The 25,150-nt window shown below is 62.3% G+C and carries 19 protein-coding genes, 1 tRNA gene and 1 riboswitch; of the genes, 3 read left to right on the top strand and 17 right to left on the bottom strand.

The annotated features are described in order from the left end of the window. Window positions 1–24: 24 nt before the first annotated feature. Window positions 25–285, top strand: a complete 261-nt coding sequence (locus tag ABGT79_RS00585; RefSeq protein WP_346664528.1) for a HypC/HybG/HupF family hydrogenase formation chaperone — start codon at window positions 25–27, stop codon at window positions 283–285. 321 nt (window positions 286–606) lie between these two features. Here the strand turns inward: ABGT79_RS00585 and ABGT79_RS00580 are convergent, their stop codons facing one another. Then, window positions 607–3,867 carry an AsmA family protein gene (locus tag ABGT79_RS00580; protein ID WP_346664527.1) on the bottom strand — a complete coding sequence of 1,087 codons (3,261 nt, stop codon included), beginning with the start codon at window positions 3,865–3,867 and terminating at the stop codon, window positions 607–609. A gap of 141 nt (window positions 3,868–4,008) precedes the next feature. On the opposite strand from ABGT79_RS00580, the gene ABGT79_RS00575 reads away from it, so the two are divergent. Then, the gene (locus ABGT79_RS00575; RefSeq protein ID WP_346664526.1) at window positions 4,009–4,920 is read left to right on the top strand and encodes a hypothetical protein; all 912 of its coding nucleotides are present in this window, start codon (window positions 4,009–4,011) and stop codon (window positions 4,918–4,920) included. A 327-nt stretch (window positions 4,921–5,247) separates the two neighbouring features. Here ABGT79_RS00575 and ABGT79_RS00570 read toward each other — a convergent pair whose 3' ends face one another. The 11 genes from ABGT79_RS00570 to ABGT79_RS00520 form a co-directional block, all read right to left on the bottom strand. Beyond that, on the bottom strand, window positions 5,248–6,390 hold the full coding sequence (locus ABGT79_RS00570) for a DVU_1551 family NTP transferase (protein ID WP_346664525.1): 1,143 nt from the start codon (window positions 6,388–6,390) through the stop codon (window positions 5,248–5,250). A gap of 112 nt (window positions 6,391–6,502) precedes the next feature. Beyond that, entirely contained in the window at window positions 6,503–7,546 is a 1,044-nt protein-coding gene (locus tag ABGT79_RS00565) for an XdhC family protein (RefSeq protein WP_346664524.1), read from the bottom strand. Beyond that, window positions 7,515–8,615 carry a DVU_1553 family AMP-dependent CoA ligase gene (locus tag ABGT79_RS00560; protein ID WP_346664523.1) on the bottom strand — a complete coding sequence of 367 codons (1,101 nt, stop codon included), beginning with the start codon at window positions 8,613–8,615 and terminating at the stop codon, window positions 7,515–7,517. Before ABGT79_RS00560 ends, ABGT79_RS00565 begins: the two co-directional genes overlap by 32 nt. Further along, the gene (gene trsS / locus ABGT79_RS00555; protein ID WP_346664522.1) at window positions 8,612–9,988 is read right to left on the bottom strand and encodes a radical SAM (seleno)protein TrsS; all 1,377 of its coding nucleotides are present in this window, start codon (window positions 9,986–9,988) and stop codon (window positions 8,612–8,614) included. Before trsS ends, ABGT79_RS00560 begins: the two co-directional genes overlap by 4 nt. 1 nt (window position 9,989) lies before the next feature. Continuing rightward, entirely contained in the window at window positions 9,990–10,454 is a 465-nt protein-coding gene (locus ABGT79_RS00550) for a DVU_1555 family C-GCAxxG-C-C protein (protein WP_346664521.1), read from the bottom strand. A gap of 121 nt (window positions 10,455–10,575) precedes the next feature. Continuing rightward, window positions 10,576–11,319 carry a DVU_1556 family methyltransferase gene (trsM, locus tag ABGT79_RS00545; RefSeq protein ID WP_346664520.1) on the bottom strand — a complete coding sequence of 248 codons (744 nt, stop codon included), beginning with the start codon at window positions 11,317–11,319 and terminating at the stop codon, window positions 10,576–10,578. Continuing rightward, a complete protein-coding gene (locus ABGT79_RS00540; protein WP_346664519.1) occupies window positions 11,319–11,534 on the bottom strand; it encodes a DVU_1557 family redox protein in 216 nt (71 codons plus the stop codon). Before ABGT79_RS00540 ends, trsM begins: the two co-directional genes overlap by 1 nt. A 29-nt stretch (window positions 11,535–11,563) precedes the next feature. Then, complete coding sequence (locus ABGT79_RS00535) at window positions 11,564–13,897, bottom strand: pyridine nucleotide-disulfide oxidoreductase/dicluster-binding protein (protein WP_346664518.1); 2,334 nt, start codon at window positions 13,895–13,897, stop codon at window positions 11,564–11,566. Between the two features lie 102 nt (window positions 13,898–13,999). Then, the gene (locus ABGT79_RS00530) at window positions 14,000–16,738 is read right to left on the bottom strand and encodes a molybdopterin-dependent aldehyde oxidoreductase (RefSeq protein ID WP_346664517.1); all 2,739 of its coding nucleotides are present in this window, start codon (window positions 16,736–16,738) and stop codon (window positions 14,000–14,002) included. A gap of 80 nt (window positions 16,739–16,818) precedes the next feature. Continuing rightward, window positions 16,819–17,835 carry a molybdopterin-binding protein gene (locus tag ABGT79_RS00525; RefSeq protein WP_346664516.1) on the bottom strand — a complete coding sequence of 339 codons (1,017 nt, stop codon included), beginning with the start codon at window positions 17,833–17,835 and terminating at the stop codon, window positions 16,819–16,821. A gap of 101 nt (window positions 17,836–17,936) precedes the next feature. Continuing rightward, window positions 17,937–18,083: riboswitch (molybdenum cofactor riboswitch) on the bottom strand. Between the two features lie 402 nt (window positions 18,084–18,485). Then, the gene (locus tag ABGT79_RS00520; protein ID WP_346664515.1) at window positions 18,486–19,079 is read right to left on the bottom strand and encodes a histidine phosphatase family protein; all 594 of its coding nucleotides are present in this window, start codon (window positions 19,077–19,079) and stop codon (window positions 18,486–18,488) included. A gap of 410 nt (window positions 19,080–19,489) precedes the next feature. Between ABGT79_RS00520 and modA the strand changes: the two genes are divergently transcribed. Next, on the top strand, window positions 19,490–20,236 hold the full coding sequence (gene modA, locus ABGT79_RS00515; RefSeq protein WP_346664514.1) for a molybdate ABC transporter substrate-binding protein: 747 nt from the start codon (window positions 19,490–19,492) through the stop codon (window positions 20,234–20,236). A gap of 440 nt (window positions 20,237–20,676) precedes the next feature. On the opposite strand, the gene ABGT79_RS00510 is transcribed toward modA, so the two are convergent. The 5 genes from ABGT79_RS00510 to rho form a co-directional block, all read right to left on the bottom strand. Continuing rightward, window positions 20,677–21,495, bottom strand: a complete 819-nt coding sequence (locus tag ABGT79_RS00510; RefSeq protein WP_346664513.1) for an ATP-binding cassette domain-containing protein — start codon at window positions 21,493–21,495, stop codon at window positions 20,677–20,679. Continuing rightward, window positions 21,492–22,172, bottom strand: a complete 681-nt coding sequence (modB, locus tag ABGT79_RS00505; RefSeq protein ID WP_346664512.1) for a molybdate ABC transporter permease subunit — start codon at window positions 22,170–22,172, stop codon at window positions 21,492–21,494. The genes ABGT79_RS00510 and modB overlap by 4 nt, the downstream gene beginning before the upstream one ends. A gap of 715 nt (window positions 22,173–22,887) precedes the next feature. Then, a complete protein-coding gene (locus tag ABGT79_RS00500) occupies window positions 22,888–23,535 on the bottom strand; it encodes a hypothetical protein (protein WP_346664511.1) in 648 nt (215 codons plus the stop codon). A gap of 78 nt (window positions 23,536–23,613) precedes the next feature. Further along, a tRNA-Arg gene (locus ABGT79_RS00495) sits at window positions 23,614–23,690 on the bottom strand. Between the two features lie 86 nt (window positions 23,691–23,776). Then, a complete protein-coding gene (gene rho, locus ABGT79_RS00490; protein WP_346666638.1) occupies window positions 23,777–25,027 on the bottom strand; it encodes a transcription termination factor Rho in 1,251 nt (416 codons plus the stop codon). Window positions 25,028–25,150: the final 123 nt, after the last annotated feature.

Genomic DNA, 25,150 nt, shown 5'->3' with positions numbered 1-25,150 from the left:
ATGAGTTTTTTCAGGAGAATACCTATGTGTCTTGCCGTTCCCGTTCGAGTCGTGGAAGTGCCGGAAGAGGGAAAGGCCCGCGTTCAGGTGGGTCAGGGAGAAAATTATATGGAAATTTCCACCCTTCTTCTGCCGGAGGCTCCCCGGCCCGGCGACTACGTTATTGTGCATGCGGGCTTTGCCCTGCGTTCGCTCGACGCCGCCGAAGCAGAGGAATCGCTCAACATCTTTCGTCAGATTGCGGCGCTCGGTGTGAACGAGGGGCGCGAGCTTGAGCAACTCTGAGTTTTGACGCCGGTGGCGTGTCCGGCGCGCTGCGGCAGTTTTGAAGCTCAGGCAGCAGCTTTTGCCGGGCGGGCCGCCGCGCTTCGGGGGCTGATTCCGGGCGTCGGCATGCGCCGCTTCCGTTTTTTCCGATGATGGAAAAGCGGGGCGGCGTATTTTTTTTGCGTTTCGCTGCTGCCGCCCGAGGGCTACGGAAAAGGGCATGCCGCTTGAACTCGGCAGTTTTTGGGGGCTCGCGTGAGGGAAGGGAGAAGAGCCGCCGCCGTGCCGTCTTCATGCTGGAAAAAAGGCGCGTCGTCGGAGTCCGCGCTTTTCCGGGATTTACTTCATGAACAGCTTGAAGGGCGCGCTCAGCACGCCGCCCACCAGATCGATGACGCCGGAGCCCAGATTGCCCACCGTGCCGGTTACCGCGCCGAGCAGCTTGTAGGTGATTTTCGGCGAGAAGAGATTGCCGGTGATGGAAAGGGGCATTTCCGGGATGCCCGCCAGCGTGACCGTGGCCTCGGCGTCGATGGTTTCTGTGGCGAGGCTGGCGGTGCCGCCGCCGGTGATGGTGATGGGAGAGCCCTTGATGAGAAAGTCGCGGCAGGAGGCCACGCCGCCGGAAAGGGAAATCGTCATGGACATGGTTTTGAAGTCCGTGCGGGATTCTTTTCGGGTTCTGTCGCCGTGTCCGGATTCGGGCGTCACGATGGCCCCGTTCGAGACGAAAAGCGAGAGCTTGCCGCCGAGCGCGCGTTTCCAGTCCTCCCAGTGCTTCTGCCGCGAGCGCAGGGAGGCGTCGAAGGTGCCGGTGCCGCCGATGAGCGTTTTCTGGCCTCTGTCGCGGCTGAAGTTCATCATGTTCATGTTCCGGCAGCGGGTGACGAGAGAAAGGTCCGCGGCGCTCTGATCGGCGGCAAGCGCGGCCTGAAAATGGGCTTCGGCCTGTCCTCCGCCGGGGAAGACGGCCTTGAGCGGCGCGCTCAGCGTGCCGTTTTTCTGGGAAACGGGCAGGGAGACGTCGGCGAGCGTGGTGGAAAAGGCCCGCAGCCTGTCGGCCGAGAGCGAGAGAGACAGGTCGGTATTTTTCAGGAAGGAGAGCGGCAGCGGCGTTGACGAGGAAGAGGCGCGGCTCTCCATGGAGCGGTAGTCGTCGATATTGAGGACAGGAAAGTTCAGCGCGCCCGTGAGGGTCGGCCTTCCCGAAAGCGACTGATGCAGGCTTCCGCTGAAGGAAGTGCCGTCGATGGAGCCGTGCAGCTTGTCGAGGCTGAGCATCTGCGAGCTGACGGTGACGGAGGCTTCGGCCTCGGCTTTGCGGAAGACGCTTTTCCCGGCGGGCGAGGGCAGAGAAACGCCGAAGAGCGCCGCACATCGGCGAAGCGAAGGCGTGGACAGGGCGAGCTTGCCCGAAAGCGAGAGCCTGCTGGGCACGTCCGAGGCAGAAAGGCTGCCCGCGAGGGTGAAGTCCTGATGGCGGAGCGTGGCGTCTGATAGGGAAACGGTTCTGCTGTCTGCGCTGTAGCTGCCCTTGCCTGCGAGGGTGAATTTCAGATCGTCGGCAAGCAGGCTGCTCAGGCTTTTGTCGAGCGTGGCCTGAATCGAAACGGGCTGCCTGCGCATGGCCGTGGGAAGGCCGTTCCTGGTGCTGAACGAGAGCGCGGCCTGTTTGGCTTCGGCGGCCACGGACCAGCCTTTCGACGCAAGATCGACGTTCCAGTTGCCGCGAAAGTCCATGACGGGCGGGAGCGTTTTCAGATCCTTGCCGGGAGAGGCAACGGCCTGGGCGCTCACGGCAAGCGAGGCGAAGGGCAGGGCGGAGGCGTTTTTATCCAGATTGAGCGAGCCCTTTTCCAGACTGGCCTTCACGGTGCCGCCGAGGGTGCTCAGTATGGTCAGGCCCGATCCGCCGACAAAGGAAATGTCCGCTGAGCCTTTTTTCATGAGACCGGTCAGGGCCGGATATCCGGCGAGCGCGCGGGTGAGTCCGTCCATGGAGACGCGGTCGAAGTCGGCCGTCACCCGCACCTTGTCGTCAAGGTACACCTTGGAGGTCGCCTTGCCGCCGTAGAGGCCGGCCACCGCAATGTTCAGCATGGGATGCCCGGAAGGCGCGGGCACTACGTGCACGTCGGCTCCGCTCACGCGGAAGTTCATAATGTCCGCGCTGTCTGCGGAAATATGGATGTCGTAGCCTACGTGGGGAGGCCCCTGGGGCGTGTCGTCATCGTCGTGCAGGGGAAGCACGGGCGGCGGCAGATGCGACATGTCGGGAAATTCCCCGCGCAGTTCGGGAAAAATGCTGTTGAGATCGGCCTGTCTGGCATGACCGCTGATGAGAATTTCCGGCTTGAGATAGTCGCGGCAGCTTCCCGAGCCTTCCAGCGCTATGCCCAGCACCTGCGCTTTGAGTTTGGACACCGTCACGCCGCGCAGGCTGAGTTCCATGCCGTCGAAGGAGCCGGTGATGCCGTCGAGCGCACGCTGAAGGCCCGCGGTCATGGCCTGCCCGAAGCCGAACCAGCGGGCAAGGCTGAAGTGGCGGATGTCGGCCCGGCCGTTCAGCACGGGATTGCCGTCGGCAAGGCCGGTCACACGGCCGGAAATGACGACGTTGTCGTCGCCCATGCGCACGTCGGCATCGGCTACGTCCATGCCCTCGGCGATATTCTGGGTATCGAAGGGCACGGACAGGGAAATGGGCACCGGATGGCCGTTCATGACGAGCGTTGCGGAGGATTGCGCCGTGCCTCTTGCCTTGTAGAGCGACTGTTCCGGGGAGGCGGAAAATTCGCCCGTCAGCGAGAGTTTGAGCGGCTCCGGCATGGGAAAGTAGCGGTAGGGTTCGGCGATTTCGTGCCCCATGAGCCTGTCGAGGGAGGCAAGCTGAAAGCTGAAGGAAAACGCGACGTCGCCGCGCCACATGTCCCGATGATTGCGCCTAAGCGACGACAGGGAAAGGCGGGTGTCGGACGCCGAGGCGTCGAGCCCGGCGGAGGTGGTGTAGCGGAGGCTTCCCACGGCAAGGTCCAGATGGCCGGGAAGAAGGCCCGGCATTCTGGCGTCGACGTTGATGCCGGAAACGGACAGATGTCCCTTGCCTTCGGCTCCGGTGATGCGGCAGGTGCCGTTTTCCACGCTGATGCGCACGCCCGTGATGCCGGGCAGATCGGAAAGTGAGAAGGGATGGGCGTCTGCGGCCTGCGCTTCGGCCTTTTTTTTGTCGAGAAGCTTCTGAATGAGATCGCTGGAGATGTCGAGCGTGGGGCTTTCCAGAGAAAGCGAGCGGACGACGGGCTTCAGGCGGAGAAGGGACAGGTAGCCTATTTGAATGCGGGCTTTCCGCACATGAAGTTCCAGGTCGTCCACGCTGCCGCGCAGCAGGGCGAGGTCCGAGGCGTGGATGGTGGGCACGGGAAGGAAGGAAAGCGACACTTCGCCGATGCGGCACTGCACGTCGAGTCTGGATTCCAGCATCTGAGACACGGTGGAGGCCAGACGCGACGGCTGAAGCCATGCGAGATAGCCGTAGACCGCAAGGGAGAGAAAAACTCCCCACAGCAGCAGAAGAATCGTTCCAGGACGGGGTTTGCGCATATTCCCTCTTGACGGGCCGCGGTACATTTCGTACCGATCTTTCATGCCCGGGCTGCCCGCATAGTAGAAAACTTGCCGTCACTGCACAAGTAGGAAGAGGGCGCCGCCGGTGATTACGTCGGAAGGGCGACAGGAGTACTCATGACATTCTTTACCTGCGCGGCGCTTGCCGCGCTTCTTATCGTCGGATTTTCCGGCGCCATGCTTCCTTTTGTTTCCGTGTGGGATCACAGACTCGCCTCCGTCCGCCGCCGTTCGCTCTACGACAAGTGCGCCGGTCAGACGGAATCGTTCACGGCCGCTCTTCAGGTGCTTTTTGCACTGGCGCTTGTTGCCGATCTGCTGGCCGGGGGATGGATCAACAGGCTCATGACCGGACCGTGGGCTTTTGTGTGGGAGTGCCTTGTGCTGACCTCCGCCGTGGCGGCCCTGTGCGCGGTGGTCGTGCTCTTTGTCCGCCGCGCGGGAAAAATGGCCTTCGGCGTGCTTTCCGGCCTTGCCTCCACGCTTTCCGCCTGCCTTCTGTGCATTCTTTCCTGGGGCTTCTGCCTCGGCGCGCTCACGGCGGGAGCCGGCAGCGAGGAAGAGACGGTGCAGGCTTTTCTCGTGCTCATGGCCGGACTTCAGAGCCTGGGCTTTGCGCTGTTTGCGGCTTTCTCCCTGTTCCTCGGTCTGACGGGAGCCTACGCGCTGGCGCTGTGCTGGCACATTCTCTGCCGCAATCGCGACGACTTCGGCAGGGACTATTATTCCTTTGCGCTGTCCATGCGCGCCCGTCAGGCCTTCTGCGCCGGACTGCTGCTCACCGTGTCCGCGGCGGCCATGTTCTGGCTCACGCCCGTGGTTGACGCCGAACGCGCGCTGGCTCTGCTTCCCTTTGCCGGTGTGTACGCCTCTCATGCGCTCACGGCGGGCATGTTCTGTCTGCCGCTCGCCGCGCTTCTCTGGTACGCCGTGGCCCGTGCCGCTCTGCCCATGCAGAAGCGTTCGCTGGCGTTTCTGGCGCTGGTCCTGCTTGTTGTGGGCGTGTATTTCGTGCTCGGCCGAGTGTAGCATGCAAGGCGCCCTTCCGACAGGGCGCTCGTCTTTTCACTCCGCGCGCCGTCTTGCCTTTTTCGCGCGGCGCGTCTCATCTCTCTTGAGAAATCAGAAAAAAGGCCCGACGTTGTTCTATCAGCGCCGGGCCTTTGTCTTTTTTGATGTACGTTGATGCCGCGTCAGCTTGCAAGGAGCGTGTTTCCCTGTTGCAGGCGGAAGCTGTCGAGGCAGACAAGGAGCCTTTCCGCCGTGTGTGGCGGGTGTCGTTCGCCGTCGAGGTCTCCGGACAACGGCTATGTCTCGGCGCGGAACCGGAGAACCGTCCCCGCTGTTCTGTTGCGGCTACTTTGCGAGCGCCTCGCGGGCGAGTTCTTCAAGGCTTCGGCCGCATTCTTTTTCCATGCGCTCGGCCATGGCCTCGGAGCGTTCCATGCGTCCGGTGATGGCGGCCACGGCTTCCGGGTTCTCGGAATAGCGGGCCATCTTGCTGTAAAAGCGCTCCCTCAGGGGCACGGCTTCGCTTCCGCGCACGAATTTGTCCGCAAGAAACACCATTTCTCTTTCGGTAAGCGGCTCGGCGTCGGGAATGGTCATGTCGCGGTGATCTTCCACCAGACGCGCCATGGGTTCCATGCCCCATCCGCGAAACAGCGCTCCCGCGGCGGCTTCATGATGCGGCTCGCCTTTGCACACGTCGTGAATCATGCCTCCGGCCCGGGCCAGCGCTTCGCTGAGCGGGGTTTCTCCTCCCGCATGACGGGCCGCGTTCAGCGCCGAGGCAAAGCGGGCGGCCACACGGCTGACGGCAAGGCAGTGCTGCACGCCCCGCTCCTGCACGTGACGGACATGCAGGAGTTCTTCCGCTTCCTCGGGCGAGAGAATGTTCTGCCGGGACGCAAGTTCACACAGGGCCGCGTAATCGCCGGGACTGTCCATGTCGCGGAGAATGGAGGCGTCCGCCACGGGCACAGACACCGGGTACAGGCTCTCCACAACGGTGCGCAGGCAGCCGTCGTCGCCCAAGCTCAGCACGGCGTGCCTGACGGAAGCGGGAAAGAGCGGCGGATGTCCGGCCTTGCCCTGATAGCAGGGAATGAGCGGCGGAGTGTCCGGGACGTCGGCGGCGTCGAGCAGCGTGCGCACGGTCATGCGCCGGACGAGCGGAATGTCCACGGGATGCACGAACACGTGGGTGCATTCCGGCGGCAGGGCGGCTATGCCTGCGCGGATGCTTGAGAACATGCCGCGCTCCGGATGCCTGTTGAGCGTGAACGCCGCGCCGACGGATTTGGCTTCGCGTCGGGTGAGGTCGGCCCGGTTGCCTCCCACTACCAGCGGTTTCACGCCCTCGGACTGATAAAGCGCGCACACGGCGGCAAGCGCGCTGCGTTCGCCGCCCGGCAGAGGCAGGGGAAGCAGCGGTTTGAAGTGGGGCTCCATGCGCGTGGAAAAGCCTGCGGCCAGAATAAGAGCGTAAGCGATCATGGAAAAACTTCAAGTTGAGGTTGAAGAAAACGCCGCATGCGGGACGCAGCGGCGCGCGGCCTGAATTCGGCGGCAGGATTGAAGCTTCCGCCGGATTCGGCGTCATGATCGCTTATTTTTTTCTCCATGTCACGGGGGCGGGAGCGTGGCGGCGCACCGCAATGCACTCGGCCAGAATGCTGACCGCGATTTCTTCGGGCGTTTCCGCGCCGATGTCGAGGCCGATGGGAGCGTGAATGCGGGCAAGATCCTGTTCCGTGAAGCCGGATTCGAGCAGTTTGGCGTAAATCTGCTGACGCTTGCGCGTGCTGCCTATCATGCCGATGTAGCCTGCGGGCGTCCTGAGCGCCTGCGCCGCGGCCACGCCGTCGAACAGATGGCCGCGCGTCACGATGACGATGTAGTCGCGGGGCGTGACGTGAAGCGCGTCAAAACAGCGGGCATACTCCGGCGTGACATGCACCTCGGCATTGGGGAAGCGGCCGCTGTTGGCGTATTCGGGCCTGTCGTCGAGCACGTGGACGGCAAAACCGGTGAGTCCGGCAATGGCCGCCGTGGGACGGGAGACGTGCCCGCCGCCCACAATGATCATGCGTTCCGACGCCTGGCAGCGTTCGCAGAAATACACGGTTTCGCCGCAGGGCACGAGGGCGGCTTCGTCCAGAGGCGCGGCAAGCAGCGTTTTGGCTGCGGCGTCGTCGAGGCGGGCTCCGGCGGCGGAGCCGTCGTCGTACAGCAGCGTCCAGGAGGTACGCGTCGAAGCGTAGGGGCGGACGATGCGGCATCCCGCGCCTTCCGCCGCGGCGGCGGCCAGCGAGGCCACGTTTGCAAGCTCCCTGTTTTCCGGCGCAAAAGGCTCAATGAGCACACGCACCTGTCCGCCGCAGATCATTTCCGAACGCGCGGCCAGCGTGCCGTCCATGGCAATGTCGAGCACCGAGGCTTCCTGCGTTTCGCAGGCCTTGGCGCAGGCCTCGATGACCCTGGCTTCGGCCAGTCCTCCGCCCGTGGTGCCGCCGAGCAGTCCTTTCGGGCCCGCGAGCAGCCGGGATCCTGCGCCGCGGGGAGCGGAGCCCGCCTGAAACACCACGGTGGCCAGAGCGGCGGGGCGTCCCGCCGCGAGCTCAGAACACAGAAGATGCAGCAGTTCTTGCATAAAAACCTCCTTTGCGGACGAGGCGCAGTACCGGCGCTCCGTCGATACGGACATAGCGGCCCTTCAGCGGGGAAAGCCGACGCATCGGACTGCCGCACGGACAGGGGCCGGGCAGCCAGGCTGCGGCGTCGCCGGTGCGGTAGCGGATGAGGGGCATGGCTTCCCTGTTGAGGGTCGTCAGTATGATTTCTCCGGTTTCGCCTTCGGGAACGGGTTTGCCGGACACAGGATCCAGTATTTCCAGAAAAAGATCCAGCTCACGCAGATGATAGCCGTTTTTCGCCATGCACTGCACGCCCCCGCCGAAGCAGGTTTCCGTCATGCCGTAATGGTCGAGCACCACGCAGTCGAGCGCTTCTTCCAGGCCGTCGCGCACGGACAGGTCAAGAATGTCGCCGCTGGACTGAATGCCCTTCACGCATGAGGCGAGGCGGCGGAAGTCGTCGTCTCGGGAGGCGTCGAGCAGGGCGGCGAGCTGATGCGGCGCGGCCACAAGACACTGCGGACGCCAGCGGGAAAGATCGTCGCGCAGCGTTTCGGCCGTGGCCTCGGGGTGACCTGCCACCACGTCCACGCCGGAGGGCGTGAGCGCCTGACGGAGCAGATCCGTCACGCCGTCGGGACACTGCGCGCCGGGCAGAAGCACCATGAGGCGCTGCCCTTCATGCACGAGCTGCGCCATGCCCGCGGCGAAAAACGACGCCGTGCGGGCCAGATCGCCTTCCGAAAAGGCGATGCGCTTGGGAGCGTTCGTGGAGCCGGAGGTCTGGAGCGTGACGATGCGCTGCACGTCTCCCTGCGGCACGCAGAGAAATTCCCGGTAGTCGTGCAGATCTTCCGGCGTGGTGAAGGGAAGCCTGGCAAGATCGGCCGCCGTGTCGATGTCGAGATTGCAGCCGGCGAGCGCGCGCTTGTACCAGCGGCTGAGGGAAAAGGCGCGGCGCAGGGTGCGGCGCAGGGCTTCAAGACGCGCAGCCTCCAGCCTTTCGGGAAGCGGAACAGCCGGATTGCCGCCGCATTCTGCGTCAAGCCAGGCGTCCAGCCGCGAGGGAGAAAGAGGCGTAGTCATGACCGGGCATCCTCCTTCGGCACGGACCGGTAAAGAGAAATGTTGTCGAAGCTCGTCAGATTGTAGAGGCAGAAGGGAATCATTCTGCCATCGGGAGCCACGACGTGGATGCAGCAGCCGCGCACGCGCTCCACATCCAGACTGAGGGCGTCCTGAAAGGCCATGGCGGAAAGCGTGAAACGTCGCTCTGCGCCCGAACGGGCAAGGAAGCGGGAAAAGGCGTCGTTCAGGGAACTCTCTTTGCGGGGCGAGGCCCAGTGGGCGGCCGTGAAGGCCCGCGAGGCGCGGGAGCCTTCGGCGTTGTCCACCACGCGGGGAGATTCGACGGTCGAGGTTCCGCCGGAACAGCAGGCCGCGCCCACGGGTTCGCCGAGCGTGTTGTCGCCGTTTCTGGCGTACACGGCGCTGAAGGAGCAGAGCGGATGCTCGCAGGAGGGCGCATGAAAATGCGAGGCCTTCACCATGCCGCGGCTTTGCTTTTCCAGGCAGACCATGAGTTCCGGCAGCGTGATGCGCGGAGCGTCTCCCATGTCCCACGGGAAGCGCCCGAACGACGACACCGGCTGAAAGTGCAGGCCGCGCACATGGCCGCCCCGCGAGAGCGCGAAGCGCAGAAGATCGCCGACCTGCCCGTCGTTGACGCCGCGCACCAGCGTGCATACCAGCACCACGCCGAGCCCGGCCCGCCCGCAGGCCTCGATGGCCGCCTCTTTGAGCGCCAGACAGTCGCGGCCGCGCAGCGTGCGGTACACGGCGTCGTCCAAGCCGTCGAACTGCAGATACACGGAATCCAGTCCTGCGGCCCGGAGTGATTCGGCGTATCCCGCTTCCCTGCCGAGGCGCAGACCGTTGGTGTTGACCTGCACGAGCGCAAATCCCTTTTCCTTTGCCATGCGGATGAGCTCGGGAAGATCGTCGCGTTCCGTGGGCTCTCCGCCGGAGAGCTGAACGTTGCAGGGCCCGGACGCGCGGGAAAGCGCGTCCATCTGCCTGCCGACGGCTTCCGGCGACGGATCCTCGGAAGTCTTTCCCGCGCGGGCGTAGCACACGGGGCAGCCCAGAGAACAGCGCATGGTCACTTCGAGGAGTCCCGTGCAGGTGTGCTGAACGTGTTCCGGGCACAGTCCGCAGTCATAGGGGCATCCGTGGGAAACGGCGGTGGCGGGATGCGCGGGATAGGCCGGAATGCGCGGATTCTTCCGCCAGTCGGCAAAGGCGGGCGCGCCTTCGACCTGTTTCCAGGCGGGAACCTGAAAGTCGCCGTGCTCCGGGCAGTGCTTGCGAAGATAGACGGTGTCGCCTTCAAGGTGATAACCCGCATCCACGAGGCGCAGACACACGGGGCACAGGCTCTGAGTCTGGGCAAGCAGCATGTCAGTTCCTCACGCCGTCGAGTTCGTAGGATTCGTAGATGTCCAGCAGCTTTTCCCAGCATTCCGCGAGCAGATCGCCGCAGAGTTCCATGGGCGGCATGCCGCCTTCGGGAAGGGGCTCGCCCGCGGCTGCGGCCAGCCCGGCGGACACGCTTTCGCAGCCCGTGCCGCCGTAGGCGCTCACCCGTTCCATGAACCATGTGGCGTATTCGTTGGTCATGGCGTCGATCATGGGATGCGGTTCCTCTTCGTTTTTGCTGGAGAGCCAGCCGAGCACGGCCGCGCCGCCGGTCAGGAGTCCGCAGGGGCCTCCCGACTGGCCTATGCCGTGGCACAGGCCGCGCATGGCGCACATGAGCCCGGGATCTTCCGTATCGTCGAGCTGCCTTGCCAGCGCCAGAAGCAGCTGGGAACAGCAATAGCCTTTGCGTACATAGGGGAGCAGATCCAATAACAGGGCGTTCATGACGGACTCCTTGAAAACGTTGAAACTCTTGGGCCGGAAAGGGCCCTGCCGGAGGGGCGGGCCCGGCGCTGTGCATTCCGGCTCTCCGAAATGCCGAGGGCGGAAGGCAAGGCTATGAAATTCAGGTTTCTTGCGCGTCGCCTCGCGATGTTTTACGCGCAGGGGCGGCTATCCATAATCCGTAGCCGTAGCGCAGTCCTCCGGGGCGGAGCGACCCGCAGGCACAGTCGCGGGAGGCCCCGGCTTCGGCGCTGCGCCCTCCGCGCAGAAAGCCGCATACGCTCTCGTCGCCGTACCAGAGCAGACGGGCGGCGAGTTCCTTCAGACTGGCGGTGTGATCCTCAAAATGGAGCAGGACGAAACCGTGTTCCGTCAAGAGGCGCTCCGTTTCCTGTCTCGTGCGCGCGCCCGCAAGGCAGGATGCGCCGGGCGAAGGCGCTGCGGAAGGCTCGCCGCCGCGCACGAAAAGATCGGAAAGCAGCAGCTTTCCGCCCGGCTTCAGAATTTCGGCAAAGCGATGCAGCGCCTGCCACGCGTCGGGCAGGAGAGAGAGCACGCATTCGCACAGGATGGCGTCGAAGGAGGCGTCGGGAAAGGGCGGATTCTGCGCATCGGCCTGCACAAAGGGAAAGGGCTCGGTCAGGGAACATTCCCTGTCCAGCCCTGTGCCGTTCAGACCGATTTCCCGCGCAAGCGCCAGGCTGGCCCCGCTTCCGCAGCCGACGTCGAGCACCGTGGAACCGGGCGCAAGAGCGCACAGCTCAAGGCCGTGACGGGTGAGTGCGGTCCCGCCCGGACGCCACGCGCCGCCCGCAATGCTTTGAAACACGGAGGATGCGTAGAGGGAAGATGCCGCTGCGCTCATTACTTGTCTTCCAGAAGCGCTTCCACTTCCGCCATTTTTCCTTCCGCCAGCGACTGGGGAATAAGCGTCAGTCCACAGGAAGGGCAGCGGGGAAGAATGACGTCGAAGGCGCTGTGCATGTAGAGCGCCTGCACCTTGATCTGCTCAAGCGGCACATGACACTTTGCGCATACCCAGTCGCCGTCGTCCGTGGTGAAGTTCGGTTCCAGACTCATGTGAAAACCTCGTTTGCGTTGTCAATGACTCAGGCGTGTACCTTTTCTTCCATGACGACCTTCGTTGCCGGTTGAATGGCTCCGGCCACCACCATGCGGTGGCACCACGCCTTGACCAGCGTGAACCCGCCGTCGTCGTCCGCGGTGTACTCCACCCAGAAGGTCACGTTGCGCGGCCTCCAGGAGCCGAGAATGTGGCCGTTTTCCCGATTGAGGAATTTGGCTCCGCTCGCTTCGATGCCCGCAATGGCCGTGACCACGTCCTGACGCAGAATGTAGCGGCGTTCCATGGCTTCGCGCACGTCTTCGGGAATGCGCAGCAGAATCGGTTCCTCGTGGCTTCGAGCGTCGGGCTTCTGGCCGAGAAATTCTTCGAGCGCCGCTTCCTTCAGTGCCGCGCGTCCGGCGCGGCGCGCGGAAAGTCCGGGCGCGGAAGCTTGTCCGCCTTCTTCCGCGGTCTGCGGAAGCACATCGAAAAGATGCCAGCTTTCCGTTTCCGCGGCAAAGCGGTCGTGACACATGATGCAGGACGTGAGCACGGGAAGAGAAAATTCTCCGGCGCGCTTTTTGGCGAGCGCGTCTGCCACGTCCGGCTGTGCGTTCCACACCAGTCCGCCGTAGCCGCAGCAGGCGCTTTCGTCGCCGGTGCGCGCGGCCTCCTCCACGCGTATGCCAGCCTTGGCGGCAAGGGAGCGCACGGCCCTCTGCCACTCGGCGTCATGCCTCGCGCCGCAGGGATCCTGCACGTTCATGACGCGGGGCGCGCGGCTGGCAAAAGGCTCGGTCATGAGAGAGTCGAGCTTCGACCACAGCGATGTGATCTTCGCCTCGGGAAGCGCAAGCTTGAGCGCCGTCATGCAGGAAGAGCAGGCGGCAAGAATTTCCGGTTTGCCGCACGACTCCCAGTCGCGGCGGAGCGTCTCGGCGTGCTCGCGGAAAAGGGCCTCCCGTCCGGCCCAGTGCGCGGGAATGCCGCAGCATGTGCTGTAGAGCGACACGCCGTCGGGCAGATGGTCGCGCAGATGGCGGTACATGGCAAGCACCTGCCCGCCCCGCGAGGCCGCCAGCTGACAGCCGGGGAAAAACAGGCTCGCGCCGTGCCTGTCCTGCGCGGCAAGGGCGGGGTCTTCCAGCAGAAAGGCGCTTTCCGGGCCGCAGGCCTGCGCCATGTCTTCCAGCGCAAATTCGTGGGCTGAGGCCGGCATGACGTCGCGCTCCACGGCGTCGCGCCGGGCGGCAAGACACAGATCGGCCATGGAGAAGTGCTCGGGACAGATGACTTCGCACTGACCGCACAGGGCGCAGCCGTTCATGATGACGTTGGCCGTGCGGGTGCCGCGTATCACTGAGGCGTTGTTGTAGAGCTTGCGCGCATAGACACGGGGAAATTCCTTGTACTTCTGGAGAAACGGGCATTCCTTCACGCATTGCATGCAGGAGCAGCGGATGCAGCGGTCGGCTTCGCGCCGGGCTTCTTCTTCCGTGTACGCGTCGCCGGAGGGCAGAACGCGGGGCAGAGGCGTCACGCCGTCGAGCGGCGTGTGCAGTCGGTTCTCCCTGTTTTCGCCTTCGCGGGCAGCCACCAGCGAAACGCCGGTGAGAACGCGTTGCAGCGTGATTCCGGCCCGTCGGCCTTCTCCGGCCTGTGAGGACGCGGAGGCGTAGCTCGCCCCCGTGGGGGTGCGGCTGGCCCAGCCTCCGCAGCAGACCTTGTCCTTCCAGAGCAGCGTTGCGGCGTCGATGTTCTCGCGCGCAGGAGAAAACGCGCAGACCGAGGCGTCCACGAACACGGCTCCGAAATCTTCGAGGCAGCGGTCAAGAAGCGCTTCGTCGAGAGCGACGTGCTCAAAGCGCACATGAAATTTTTCCAGCGCGCGCAGCTCGTCTTCCAGCACGGAGGCGTCAAGGGAAGGAAAGGCGCGACGCAGCGCCTCGCTTTTTTCGCCTTCGTGATAGACCGTGACCGCAAAGCCCTTGTGCGAAATGTCGAAGGCGGCGACAAGACCTGCCAGCCCTGAGCCGAGCACGGCAAGCTTCTGGCCTTTGGGAGGCCGGATGAGCGGTTTTGTCTGTGCGGAAGCGGCGCTCATGCAGAATTTTTCCAGCGCGGATACGGCAAGACCGCCGCCGAGATCGCGCCGCAGGCAGGCGTTTTCGCAGGGATGATCGCACACGGCGGTCATGACGCCGGGCAGAGGCAGATGCCGCTCCAGAAGTTTGCGGGCGTCGCGCACCTTGCCTGCGGCAAGGCATTCAAGAAAGGAACGCACATCCATGTCCAGCGGACAGGCTGTGCGGCAGCGGGGCGCGGCTTCCTGCGTGCAGCGGGCCTCGACGGCGTGAAGTTGGCTTTGTTCCAGCACGGCGTACCTCGAAAAAAGAAAAGACTGCCCGAAGCGGCTCCGGGCAGAAAAAGGGCGGGGCCGGAGAAGCCCGAAAAAGCTCTCCGACCCCGGATGATCAAGTTACTTGGCGGCTTTTTCCTTCAGTCCTGCCAGCACCTTTTCGGGGTAGGCGGGCAGGTGCGTGATGCGGACGCCGCAGGCGTTGTAGATGGCGTTGATGATGGCCGGATGCGGGCCGCACAGCGGAATTTCACCCGTGCCGGAAGCGCCGAACGGACCGTCGGGACGCTTGCTCTGCACGTAGATGATTTCCATGTTGTCCGGGATGTCCTTGGGATAAGGAATGCCGGCGCCGAGCATGGTGCTGTGCTTCTTGATGTCCTCGTAGTCTTCGGACAGCGCAAGGCCGATGCCCTGAGCAAGGCCGCCCCAGATCTGGCCGTCGGTGATGAGCTTGTTCACCACGGTGCCGATGTCGGCGACCATGGTCATCTTTTCCACCTTGGTCTTGCCGGTGGCGAGTTCCACGGCCACTTCGGCCATGAACAGACCGTACATGTAGCAGGCGAAGGGATCGCCCTGGCAGTTTTCGCCGCAGCCCTTCACGGGAGCGGTCCACTTGCCGTCCTGATGCACGTCGCGGCCTTCGGCCTTCATTTCCTCATAGGTGTAGAAGCCGCCTTCGGGCTTGCGCATGGCTTCGACGAGCTGTTCGCAGGCCACGCGGATGGCGTTGCCGGTCATCACCTGCGAGCGGGAACCGCCGGCGGGGCCGGAGTTCGGGGTCTTGCTGGTGTCGTTGAGCACGAGACGGATGTCGTCCACCTTGATGCCCAGAGGACGCAGGGCTTCATGAGCGGTGCACTGCGCGCCGGAATCCGCGCCCTGACCGTGGTCTTCCCAGGAGCAGCCGATGGTCACGGTGCCGTCGGGATTGAGTTCCGCCCAGGCTTCGGAGGAGTCGGGGCCGTCGAGACCCGCGCCGTACACGGCAAGGGCAAGGCCCACGCCGCGCTTCACTTCGTCGGTGGAGGCTTCCTTGGCGTGCTTCTTGGCCGCTTCGTAGAGCGGACGCAGCTTGTCGAACATTTCGGGCAGGCTCAGCACTTCGGGCTTCTGACCGGTGGGCGTGGTGTCGCCTTCGCGGTAGCAGTTGACGTAGCGCAGATCAAAGGGATCCATGCCCAGCTTTTCCGCAAGTTCGTCCATGAGCACTTCGGAGGGGAATTCCGCTTCGGGGCCGCCGTAGCCGCGGAAAGCCGCGCCCCACGCATGGTTGGTTGCCACGGTGCGGCCGTTGCCGCGGATGTTCGGAATGCTGTAGCCTGCGCCGATGAACTGCGCGCCGCGCAGGGTGAGCAGGTCGCCGAATTCGGAATAGGGACCGTGGTCGCAGGTCCAGTCGGTTTCCATGGCCTTCAGCTTGCCGGTCTTCTTGTCGGCGGCCATGCGCACGGTGGTCCAGAAGGGCGAACGCTTGCCGGTATACTGCTGCTGCTGTTCATAGTTGTAGCGCAGATGGCAGGGGCGTCCGGTGGCCATGACGGCCACGCCGATGAGCGCTTCCATGGTGGGGCTGAACTTGTAGCCGAAGGTGCCGCCGGTGGTGTTCTGCACGAGCACCAGATCCTTGGGGAATTCCAGACCGAGGCCGGGAGCGATCATGAGCGCGTGCAGGTGCAGGCCCACGGACTTGGAATGGATGACCACCTGACCCTTGTCGTTAATGTAGCCGTAGCCGACGTCGGGTTCGATGTTGAGGTGGGGCTGGCGCTGGGTGTAGAAGCTGTCTTCCACCCAGACGTTTTCGGGATCGTCGAAGAAGGGCGCGGTTTCTTCGCCCTTTTCGATGTGGGGTTCATAGTAGATGTTCGGGGTGCCGGGATGGATTTCGATGGCGTCGGGAGCCATGGCGGAAGGCGCGTCCATGTATTCGGGCAGAAGCTCAAGGTCGAACTTCACCTTTTCGGCAGCCGCGCGGGCATGGCATTCGGTGTCGGCGCACACGATGGCCAGCGCGTCGCCGTACTGGAACACCTTGGTGTCGTTGAGGATGGGACGATCCCAGCCGTCGCCCTTGTTGTCGGGGAAGGTGATGAGGCCGGTGATGCGGTTCTTGCCCTTGACGTCTTTGTGGGTGAGCACACGGAACACGCCGGGCATCTTTTCGGCTTCGGAGGTGTCGATGCCCTTGATGTTGGCATGGGAAACCTTGGCCTGAGCGAGAGCCAGATGCAGCGTGTTGGCGGGCATGTGAACGGCGGCGTCGGCGCCGAATTCGGCGGTGCCGGTCACCTTGGCCACGGCGCTCGGACGCGGCTTGGTGGAGCCGAGGTGATGACCTTCGGCAGGTTCCTTGTAGCGGATTTCCTCAATGTCCTTGTCGCCGCGCATGACGGCGGCGGCGTCCATGACGGCGTTGATGATCGGAATATAGCCCGTGCAGCGGCAGACGTTGCGGTTCTTCTGGAACCAGTCGCGCACTTCCTCTCTGGTGGGCGAGGGGTTTTCCTGCAGCAGGGCGTAGGCCGCCACGATGAAGCCGGGCGTGCAGAAGCCGCACTGGGCCGCGCCATGGAAAATCCACGCTTCCTGAAGCGGATGCAGATGATCGGGCGTTCCGATGCCTTCCAGGGTGATGATGGTGGCATCATCGGGCACGCGTTTCATCTTCAGCACGCAGGTGCGCGTGAGCTTGCCGTTGAGGATGACGCTGCAGGCGCCGCAGTGACCCTTTTCGCAGCCCAGCTTCACGCTGGTAAGCTGCAGCTGGTCGCGCAGGACGTTGGCAAGCGAGTCATCCGCATTGACAAGCACCTGACGACGGACGCCGTTGACAAGGAGGGATTTGATGAACATGGGCAGCTCCTTTTAAGAGGAATCCAGAGGAGGGGCGGCCGCGGAAGCGGATCGCCCGAATACGGGCCGATGCGGGAAGATCAGTTTTTGCCGAAGGCGCAGTTCGGATAGCGGCATTCACCGCAGCCTGCGCAGAAACCGCCGTGGCCGAGCGCCACGATGTCTTCCCGGGTGACGGGAATCCCGGCCAGGAGGCGCGGCACCACAAGGTCGAAAATGCTCGCCCTGTGGTACATCACGCAGCCGGGAAGCCCGAGTACCGGAATATTGTCGATATACGCCAGCAGGAACATGGCTCCGGGGAAGGTGGGAGCCCCGTAGGTGACCACCTTGCCGCCCGCCGCGCGGATGGCGGCAGGCGTGCGGTCGTCGGGATCCACGGACATGCCGCCCGTGCAGACCACCATGTCGGCGCCCTGCGCGATGAAGTTGCGGATGCCCTGCACGGTCATCTCGATGGAGTCGTCGGAAAAGCTCTGTCCGAGAATGCTGCTTCCGAGACTTTCAAATTTCTGCCGGAGCACGGGGCCGAAGGCGTCCTTGATGCGTCCGGAATAGACTTCGTTGCCGGTGGTGACCATGCCCACCTTGAACGGACGGAAGGGCAGCACCTCGATGACGGGGCCGCTGACCGTGCTTTCCAGACGGGCGATCTTCTCTTCTTCGATGAGCAGGGGAATGATGCGCGTGCCGCCCACGGCCTGACCTTTTTGCACTTCCTGCATGGTGTGCAGCGTGGCAAGCACGATGTCGTCAAAGGCGTTCACGCGGGAGAGGGCGGCTTCGTCCACGCGCAGCAGGCCGTGCTCGGCGGCGAGAAAGTTGATGCGGCCTTCCTTGATCTCGGAAAACTCGATGTTTTTACCGGCCGCAACGTTGCCGATGCGCACGGCGGCGTCGTTTTCATGCACCTGACCGGGCAGGGGTTCGTACACGTAAAGATTTTCCTTGCCCACGCTGAGCAGAACCGGAATGTCTTCTTCCCGGACGACGTGCCCCTTGCGGAACACCGGTCCTTTCTGCACGCCGGGTTCGATGCGGGTGATGTCGTGGCAGAGCACCGTGCCCACGGCCTGGGAGACGGGAATGGTTTTCATGGAAATTTTGGACATAGAAAAGGCTCGTCGATAGAAGAAACAGCAGCATGACCGCGGCGCGGACTTTTTCGGAGACAGAACCGGAAAAGAACGCGAAACCGCGTCGTTCATCCATGTTTTCTTTCCATGCCGAAGCATTTAATGGAGGCAAGGCCGTTTCCCGCCTTACCCTGTGAGCCTCTGGGGGTTCAGGACTGTCTGCATGGCATAATGCTTTAGCGGAGACAGACTCGAAAACTTGCTATAAGCATATTGAAACGGAATTTTTTCGTCAAGATATAAAAGGAAAATTAATGATACTTTTTTCAGAGCGCAGAAAAATGCTTTGAAACTTAAATCACAATATCATTGTGTTTCATATCTGATAATAAAACATCATATATTTTATTTTTTGTAATGGAAAAATTACAATAAAAAAGTTTTTTCTATTGTAAAACTGGCATACGCGTGGACTTATGAACGGAACAGGAAGGCTCTGCGCGGAAAATTTATTTTGAAATGACCTTTCGGTCGGCGGCTGCCTGGTGTTTTTCGAGTCGGCGGGGCTTCCGCGTTCTTGTGCTGCGTCGGACGGCAGGGAGTATTGCCGACGGAACATTTGAAATGGACGGCGGGCGAGCCGGCGTTGCAGTCTTGCGGAGCGGGGCGACTCAGCAGAATGTGGCGAGGCGGGCGAGGTCGTCGCTGCCGTAAAAAAGCGTGGTGCAGGCCGCGTAGGGCTGGGGGACGGCAAAAAAATCCCGCATGTCGAGAGCAAGATAACGCATGAGAATCACTCGATTTACTCCGGAATGCGCCACAAGAAGGGCGTGGGCGTCGCCTCTCATGTCGGCAAGGCGTCGGTACAGGGCGCTGCACACGCGCGAGGCGAGCATGGCAAAGGATTCTCCGCCTTCGGGGACGTAGTTCCAGAAGTCTTTTCCCCGGGCGGCCACGGCTCCGGGGAAACGGGCGTCCACTTCCGCCTTGGTCAGACCTTCCCAGCGGCCCAGATTAATTTCGCGAAACGCCGGCTCGACCTGCACGGGCACGTTGCGGCCATCGAGCGCGAGGGCCGTCATTTCCAGGCAGCGGGGAAGATCGGAAGTCCAGGCCTCCGTCAGGGGAACGGCGGCCAGATCCTGCCTAACCTGCCTTGCCTGACGACGTCCGATTTCGGAAAGAGGAATGTCCCGCTGACCGACGAAGCGGTGCTCTGGATTGGGGAGAAGGGTGCCGTGACGGAGCAGATGAAGAACGGGCATGACGACCTCGGACGTTGGAAGGAAGGACGGCGCTTGTCCTGAAAAAAGAAAAAAAAGGACTAAAAGTCGTGCTTGTTATCCTATAAAATGGATAAAAAGAAAAGATCAGGACATGCTTTTATTTTCTACAGAGAATGATTTTCATGTTTTTTTGAAAAAATGTTGCCGGAAAACAGGACATATTGCATAAAAAATTTTTTCACAAAAGTGAATCAGACGCGATTTTTTTGACTGCGACATGAAAATTTTATCCGAGTCGACGTTCTCTTTATCGGTAATGTCTCCGATGATGAAAAATAAGGCATTGATATTGCATGCGATTTTATTTCATAAAAAAATTGTGCGAATTTGATTGAAAAAAGAAATAAATCTTGTATGTTGTAAGCAAATATTGAAATGAGGAGGAGCTCATGAAAAAACTTGCCGCCCTTGCCCTTGTTCTTGCCCTGGGCCTTGCCGCATCTGCGGCGAACGCCGCGGAGATCACGGTTTCCGCGGCCGCGAGCCTGTCGGAATCCTTCACGCAGATTTCGCAGGAGTTCACGAAGGAAACCGGGGTAAAGGTCAACCTGAACTTTGCGTCTTCCAACAATCTGCTTCGTCAGATGGAGCAGGGTGCTCCGGTGGACGTGTTCGCCTCGGCGGATCAGGAAACCATGGATTCGGCTGTTAAGAAGTCGCTGGTGGATCCCGCCACGCGCAGAGATTTTGCCCTGAATGATCTTGTGCTCATCACGCCTGCAAACGGAACGCTGACCGGCCCGGACGGGCTTGCCGACGCCGCGGTGAAGCACATAGCCATCGGTACGCCCGAGAGCGTTCCTGCCGGACGTTATGCCCGCGAAGCGCTGACCAGCGCCGGAACCTGGGAGGCGTTGCAGAGCAAATTCGTGTTCGGCAACAACGTGCGTCAGGTGCTGAGCTACATTCAGCGCGGCGAGGCCGACGCGGGCTTTGTGTACCGCACCGACGCGCTTGCCGGCGGCAAGGACGTGCGCATCGTCACGGCCATGACCGGCCACAAGCCGGTGTGCTATCCCATTGCTGTTGCCAAAAACAGCGCCGACAGAAATGACGCTCAGAAGTTCGTGGACTTCGCGCTGTCTCCGAGAGGTCTTGAGATTCTCGCTCATTACGGTTTCAGTCCGGTAAAGTAGAACATTCCGCAAATAACGCGCCGGAAAACAAGGCGCTGCGTCTGCCGGGCAATGCGAAACGGCGTTGTCCGGCATTCCGAGCCCGCGTTTCGGCAACTTGAGACCTGCGGACGTTTGTGAACGTTCTTGAGCAGGTCGTGGTCCCGGGCGCTGCGGACAACCCCCTGTTGCAGCGTCCGGCAGAAAGTCTCCGCATTCCGGGAAAGTGGTTCAGAGAAGCCGTGCAGATCCCGTTGGTTCCTGACGACGCCGTCGAGCCGTCCCGTCTTCGGATGGGGCGGCTTTTTGCCTCTTCGAGCGGGGGCGACGCAGCAAGAGGCGCTTGCCGTCTGCCCCGGCATGCGGAAGCCGGAGCGGCGGCACGGCTTCGTCCGCGCCTCGTCGGAACCTGTGCCGAAAGCGCCTGCGGACGGAAAGAGCAATGCGTCCCGCGCAGCGGCTCACACGTCGTCGAAGCCGAAGGGGCGTTCGGCCTGTCCGCCCCTGGTGAGAATGTCGGACAGGTAGGAGAGCGAGTCCTGCGCGAAAAGCGAACGCGTGTGAAAATTGCGCTCCATGGCGAGAATGCGGCCGTCGGCGTACACGGCGAGGTCTTCGGCAAAGGCGTCCACGTCTTCCGGGTCATGGGTAATCATGATGAGAGGCACGCCGCAGTTGTCCAGAATGCCGGCTATTTCCTTGCGCATGCGGATGCGCAGCAGCGGATCGAGCGCGGCGAAGGGTTCATCGAGAAGCAGCAGGCGCGGAGAAATGAGCAGCGCCCGGGCCAGGGCCACGCGCTGCTTCTGTCCGCCGGATATCTGCGACGGTCTGCGGTCGGCAAGGTGAGCGATTTCCAGAAGGTCGAGCATGAGCTGAAGGGAGGCCTCCTGCTCGTCGCTGAGTCTGGCCGGAAACATGGCCCGAAAGGCGCTGCCGAGAACGGGAACGTACTTTTCCTGCTGCTGCAGGGCGAAGGCGAGATTCTGCCGGACGGTCATGTGGGGAAAGAGCGCGTAGTCCTGAAACACGTAGCCGATGCGGCGTTTGCGGGCGGGCATGTCGATGCCTTTTTCGGAGTCGAAGAACACGGCGTCGTCGGCAATGATGTGCCCCGTGTGAGGATGAACGAGACCGGCGATCATTTGCAGGGTAAGGGTTTTTCCCGATCCGGAAGGGCCGAAGAGAACCAGACGCGAGGCGGAACTTTTGAGGCTGACGTCGAGGGAAAAGGCCCCGTGCCGCCCCTTGAGCGTGGCTTGAACGGAAAGATCGATCACCGGGAACCTCCCAGCAGATAGTCGGCGGTCACGAGAATGGCGGCGCAGATGCACGAAGTCAGGATGACGAGCCCGGCGGCCAGCGCGTCGTTGCCGGCTTGAAAGGCGTCGTAGATGGCGAGGGCGAGGGTCTGGGTTTTGCCCGGAATATTGCCGGCCAGCATAAGGGTTGCGCCGAATTCGCCCATGCCTCGGGCAAAGGCCAGCATGGCCCCGGAAAGAATGCCGCGTCCGGCGAGCGGCAGACTGATGGAAAAGAAGACGGCGATTTCTGAGGCTCCCAGCGTGCGCGCGGCCTTTTCCACGTTGGCGTCCACCTGTTCGAGGGCGGTTTTCGCCGACTTGTAGATAAGGGGAAAGACCACGACCGTGGCCGCCACCACGGCGCCCTGCCAGGAAAACATGAACTGCAGGCCGAGCTCTTGCAGCACCGGGCCGAAGACGCCGTTTCTGCCCAGCAGCAAAATGAGATAGTAGCCCAGCACGGTGGGAGGCAGCACCATGGGAAGCGTGCAGAGCGAATCAATGACGGCCGCGCAGACGGAGCGTCGCCTTGCGAGAATGCGGGCCGTAAGAGTGCCGAGCACAAGAGAGGCCAGAGTGGACAGTCCGGCGACTTTCAACGACAGCATGATGGGAAACAGAGAAAACTGCTGCCCGAAAAGGGAAAATTCCATGGGAGCGCTCCTTTCCATTTCAAAATAACAGGAATGGAGACGCGGAGCAAGCCGAAGGCCGATATCCTGACAAAATTTTCAGCATTTCAAGGCGCAGGGAAAAGTTGCGGCGCACGAAGAATACCCGGGCGAGGCTGCGCAAGGGGGAGTCATGGCGAGAGTGTGGGCATTCTGGAGGCTGCGCAAACTTGCCGAGAGCTGGGGCGCGTGAGGCTGCGCGCGACGCGAAGGCCGAATGGAATTGCGCTGCAAAGGGCGGAACAGCAGGCCGCTTTGCAGGCGCGTGCGGGAGCGTGGGCAGCGCGTGATGAGGTAACGCAATCTTGTAGAGTGCGGGCAAAGCGCAGAGAGGGGCATCCTTTCTTTAGCGGCAGGCGGAGCACAGGTCGGAAATGGCGATCAGGCTTCGGTCCGGCTCCTGAAGCAGGGGCTGCCTGAGGAGGGCGTTGCCCGGCTTCGCCGCAGGAGCGGGCGTTGGCCGATGCCGGGCTTCGGTCGGTTTTGAGCGGCGGCCTTCCCGCGCGCCTCGTTCAGCCGCTGTGCGCATTGCCGTCAAAAGGAGCGCGCATTGGATTTTATTCAGGAAGGCGCAGCGTCGTTCTCGCCCCGCGTCGGCACTGTTCTGCCTCCATGGAGCGCGGCTTTCAGCGCCCGGCACGGCGCAAGGCTGCCGTCGTGGCATCGTCCGTCCGCTGCGGGGGCAGCGCGGCATAAATCAGAACATGCCGTCCGCCATGTTCTTCACTTCTATTTCTCCGTCTTCGCCGATGAACACGTCATAGTACTGCATGCCGTTGCTCTGTGTGGACATGACGGAAGGCAGCACCTGCACCATGCTGAAGAGCAGCGTGCGGAAATCTTCCGTGCCTCCGGAGCAGCGCAGGGCCGTGCGCCATATCTGCCGTTCCTGCTTCTTGTCCGGGGTGAGGCTGTAGGCTTCGATGCGCAGGTTGGCGGTATAGATGGTCGTGCTGGTGACGACGGGCTCGTCCACGTACATGTATTCCACGCGGCGATGTTTGCCGTAGCCCACCACGACGGGGTAGGAACGTGTAATGGTGTCGGTGTTGATGTGGACGCGCGGCTCGTCCATCCAGTAGGTGATGACGGCGGCGTTGTCCGCGTTTTTCACGTCGTCCACGAGCGTGTAGCCCCGGGAACGGAACGCGGGAGTGAGCTGACGCACGACGTCCTTGAACAGCAGATCGGTGTTGTGAACGCCTTCATTGCCGGGCTGCGCGACGTACACCGTGCCTGAAGGCTGATTCGCGTCGCGCAGGGAATCGACGGCGACGTTGTAATGAGTGCCGCAGCCGGCGAGCAGAAACACGAGAACCAGAAGGAGAAGTCGTACGAGAAACACTGCGGGCCTCTCTTGGCAGTCATGAACAGGCTGCATACAGAAAAAGGGATACCGGATTTCCGGTATCCCTGAAATTCATGGTGCGCCCGGCGCGAGTCGAACGCGCGACCTACAGCTCCGGAGGCTGTCGCTCTATCCAGCTGAGCCACGGGCGCAAGGGGGAAGAACCCCGACGTGAAAGGGACTATGCACCGCAACAGGCATATTGTCAACGCCTTTTCTGCGCGGCGCTCCGGGCGGCCTAGCGTCCCATGCCGCTCAGAAAGTCCTTGTTGCTCTTGGTGCCCTTCATCTTGTCGAGCAGGAATTCCATGCTGTCGATGGGGGACATGGGGGCAAGTATCTTGCGCAGAATCCACACTCTGTTGAGCACGTCTTCGCCGAGCAGCAGATCTTCCTTGCGGGTGCCTGTGCGGTTGATGTCGATGGCGGGGAATACGCGCTTGTCGGAGAGGTGACGGTCGAGATAGATTTCGCAGTTGCCGGTGCCCTTGAACTCTTCAAAAATGACTTCGTCCATGCGGGAACCGGTGTCGATGAGCGCCGTGGCGATGATGGTCAGCGATCCGCCGCCCTCAATGTTGCGCGCCGCGCCGAAAAAGCGCTTGGGCCGCTGCAGGGCGTTGGCGTCCAGACCGCCGGAAAGTACGCGGCCGCTGGAGGGGGTCACGGTGTTGTAGGCGCGGCCCAGTCTGGTGATGGAGTCGAGCAGAATGACCACGTCGCGCTTGCGTTCCACGAGGCGTTTGGCCTTTTCGAGCACCATTTCGCACACCTGCACGTGGCGCTGCGGAGGTTCGTCGAAGGTGGAGCTCACCACTTCAGCGTTTTTCACCGTGCGTTCCATGTCCGTGACTTCTTCCGGGCGTTCGTCCACCAGAAGAATGATGAGGTACACGTCGGGATAGTTCGCATTGATGGCGTTGGCGATGGTCTGGAGCAGTATGGTCTTGCCGGTGCGCGGCGGAGCCACGATGAGGGCGCGCTGTCCGCGGCCGATGGGAGACATGAGGTCGATGATGCGCGACGACATGTTCTTGGGATCGGTTTCCATGCGGAACTGCTGGTCGGGATACACCGGCGTGAGGTTGTCGAAAAGCACCAGATGCCGGGCGTTTTCCGGCGGCTCGAAACCTATTTCATTGACGCGGACCAGCGCAAAATAGCGTTCGCCTTCCTTGGGAGGGCGGATCTGCCCGGAGACGCAGTCACCCTTGCGCAGATGATAGCGGCGTATCTGAGAGGGGGAGACATACACGTCGTCGGGGCCGGGCATGTAGCTGCAGAGCGGGGAACGGAGGAAGCCGTAGCCGTCGGGCAGTATTTCGAGCACGCCGTCGCTGTGGATGACGCCGTTTTGCGAGGCGCAGGCCTGAAGCAGGGCAAAGATGAGTTCCTGCTTGCGCATGGAACTGGCGTTTTCAAGCTGATACTTGTCCGCCAGATCCATGAGATCCTGCATTTTGCGGGTCTTGAGTTCGGTAAGATTCAGGACGCTTTCGTCAAGAATTGGGGCAGATTCTGCAGTTTCGGGCTCGACGGGAGCTTTACGTTTCCGTATGGGCATAGAGATACCACCGGGAAAAGGAGAAAGTACAGGGAAGATCACGCCGGA

It is taken from the genome of uncultured Mailhella sp. (assembly GCF_963931295.1).
Taxonomy (GTDB): domain Bacteria; phylum Desulfobacterota; class Desulfovibrionia; order Desulfovibrionales; family Desulfovibrionaceae; genus Mailhella.
This window is presented reverse-complemented; position numbering and strand designations above follow the sequence as displayed.

Bases quoted from the DNA above. Each gene is read 5' to 3' on its own strand.
- modA (WP_346664514.1), top strand. From the start codon at position 19,490: ATGAAAAAACTTGCCGCCCTTGCCCTTGTTCTTGCCCTGGGCCTTGCC.
- ABGT79_RS00540 (WP_346664519.1), bottom strand. From the start codon at position 11,534: ATGAGTCTGGAACCGAACTTCACCACGGACGACGGCGACTGGGTATGC.
- ABGT79_RS00560 (WP_346664523.1), bottom strand. From the start codon at position 8,615: ATGACTACGCCTCTTTCTCCCTCGCGGCTGGACGCCTGGCTTGACGCA.
- ABGT79_RS00520 (WP_346664515.1), bottom strand. From the start codon at position 19,079: ATGCCCGTTCTTCATCTGCTCCGTCACGGCACCCTTCTCCCCAATCCA.
- trsM (WP_346664520.1), bottom strand. From the start codon at position 11,319: ATGAGCGCAGCGGCATCTTCCCTCTACGCATCCTCCGTGTTTCAAAGC.
- ABGT79_RS00550 (WP_346664521.1), bottom strand. From the start codon at position 10,454: ATGAACGCCCTGTTATTGGATCTGCTCCCCTATGTACGCAAAGGCTAT.
- ABGT79_RS00525 (WP_346664516.1), bottom strand. From the start codon at position 17,835: ATGAAAACCATTCCCGTCTCCCAGGCCGTGGGCACGGTGCTCTGCCAC.
- trsS (WP_346664522.1), bottom strand. From the start codon at position 9,988: ATGCTGCTTGCCCAGACTCAGAGCCTGTGCCCCGTGTGTCTGCGCCTC.
- ABGT79_RS00580 (WP_346664527.1), bottom strand. From the start codon at position 3,867: ATGCGCAAACCCCGTCCTGGAACGATTCTTCTGCTGCTGTGGGGAGTT.
- ABGT79_RS00575 (WP_346664526.1), top strand. From the start codon at position 4,009: ATGACATTCTTTACCTGCGCGGCGCTTGCCGCGCTTCTTATCGTCGGA.
- ABGT79_RS00565 (WP_346664524.1), bottom strand. From the start codon at position 7,546: ATGCAAGAACTGCTGCATCTTCTGTGTTCTGAGCTCGCGGCGGGACGC.
- modB (WP_346664512.1), bottom strand. From the start codon at position 22,172: ATGGAATTTTCCCTTTTCGGGCAGCAGTTTTCTCTGTTTCCCATCATG.
- ABGT79_RS00570 (WP_346664525.1), bottom strand. From the start codon at position 6,390: ATGATCGCTTACGCTCTTATTCTGGCCGCAGGCTTTTCCACGCGCATG.
- ABGT79_RS00530 (WP_346664517.1), bottom strand. From the start codon at position 16,738: ATGTTCATCAAATCCCTCCTTGTCAACGGCGTCCGTCGTCAGGTGCTT.
- ABGT79_RS00585 (WP_346664528.1), top strand. From the start codon at position 25: ATGTGTCTTGCCGTTCCCGTTCGAGTCGTGGAAGTGCCGGAAGAGGGA.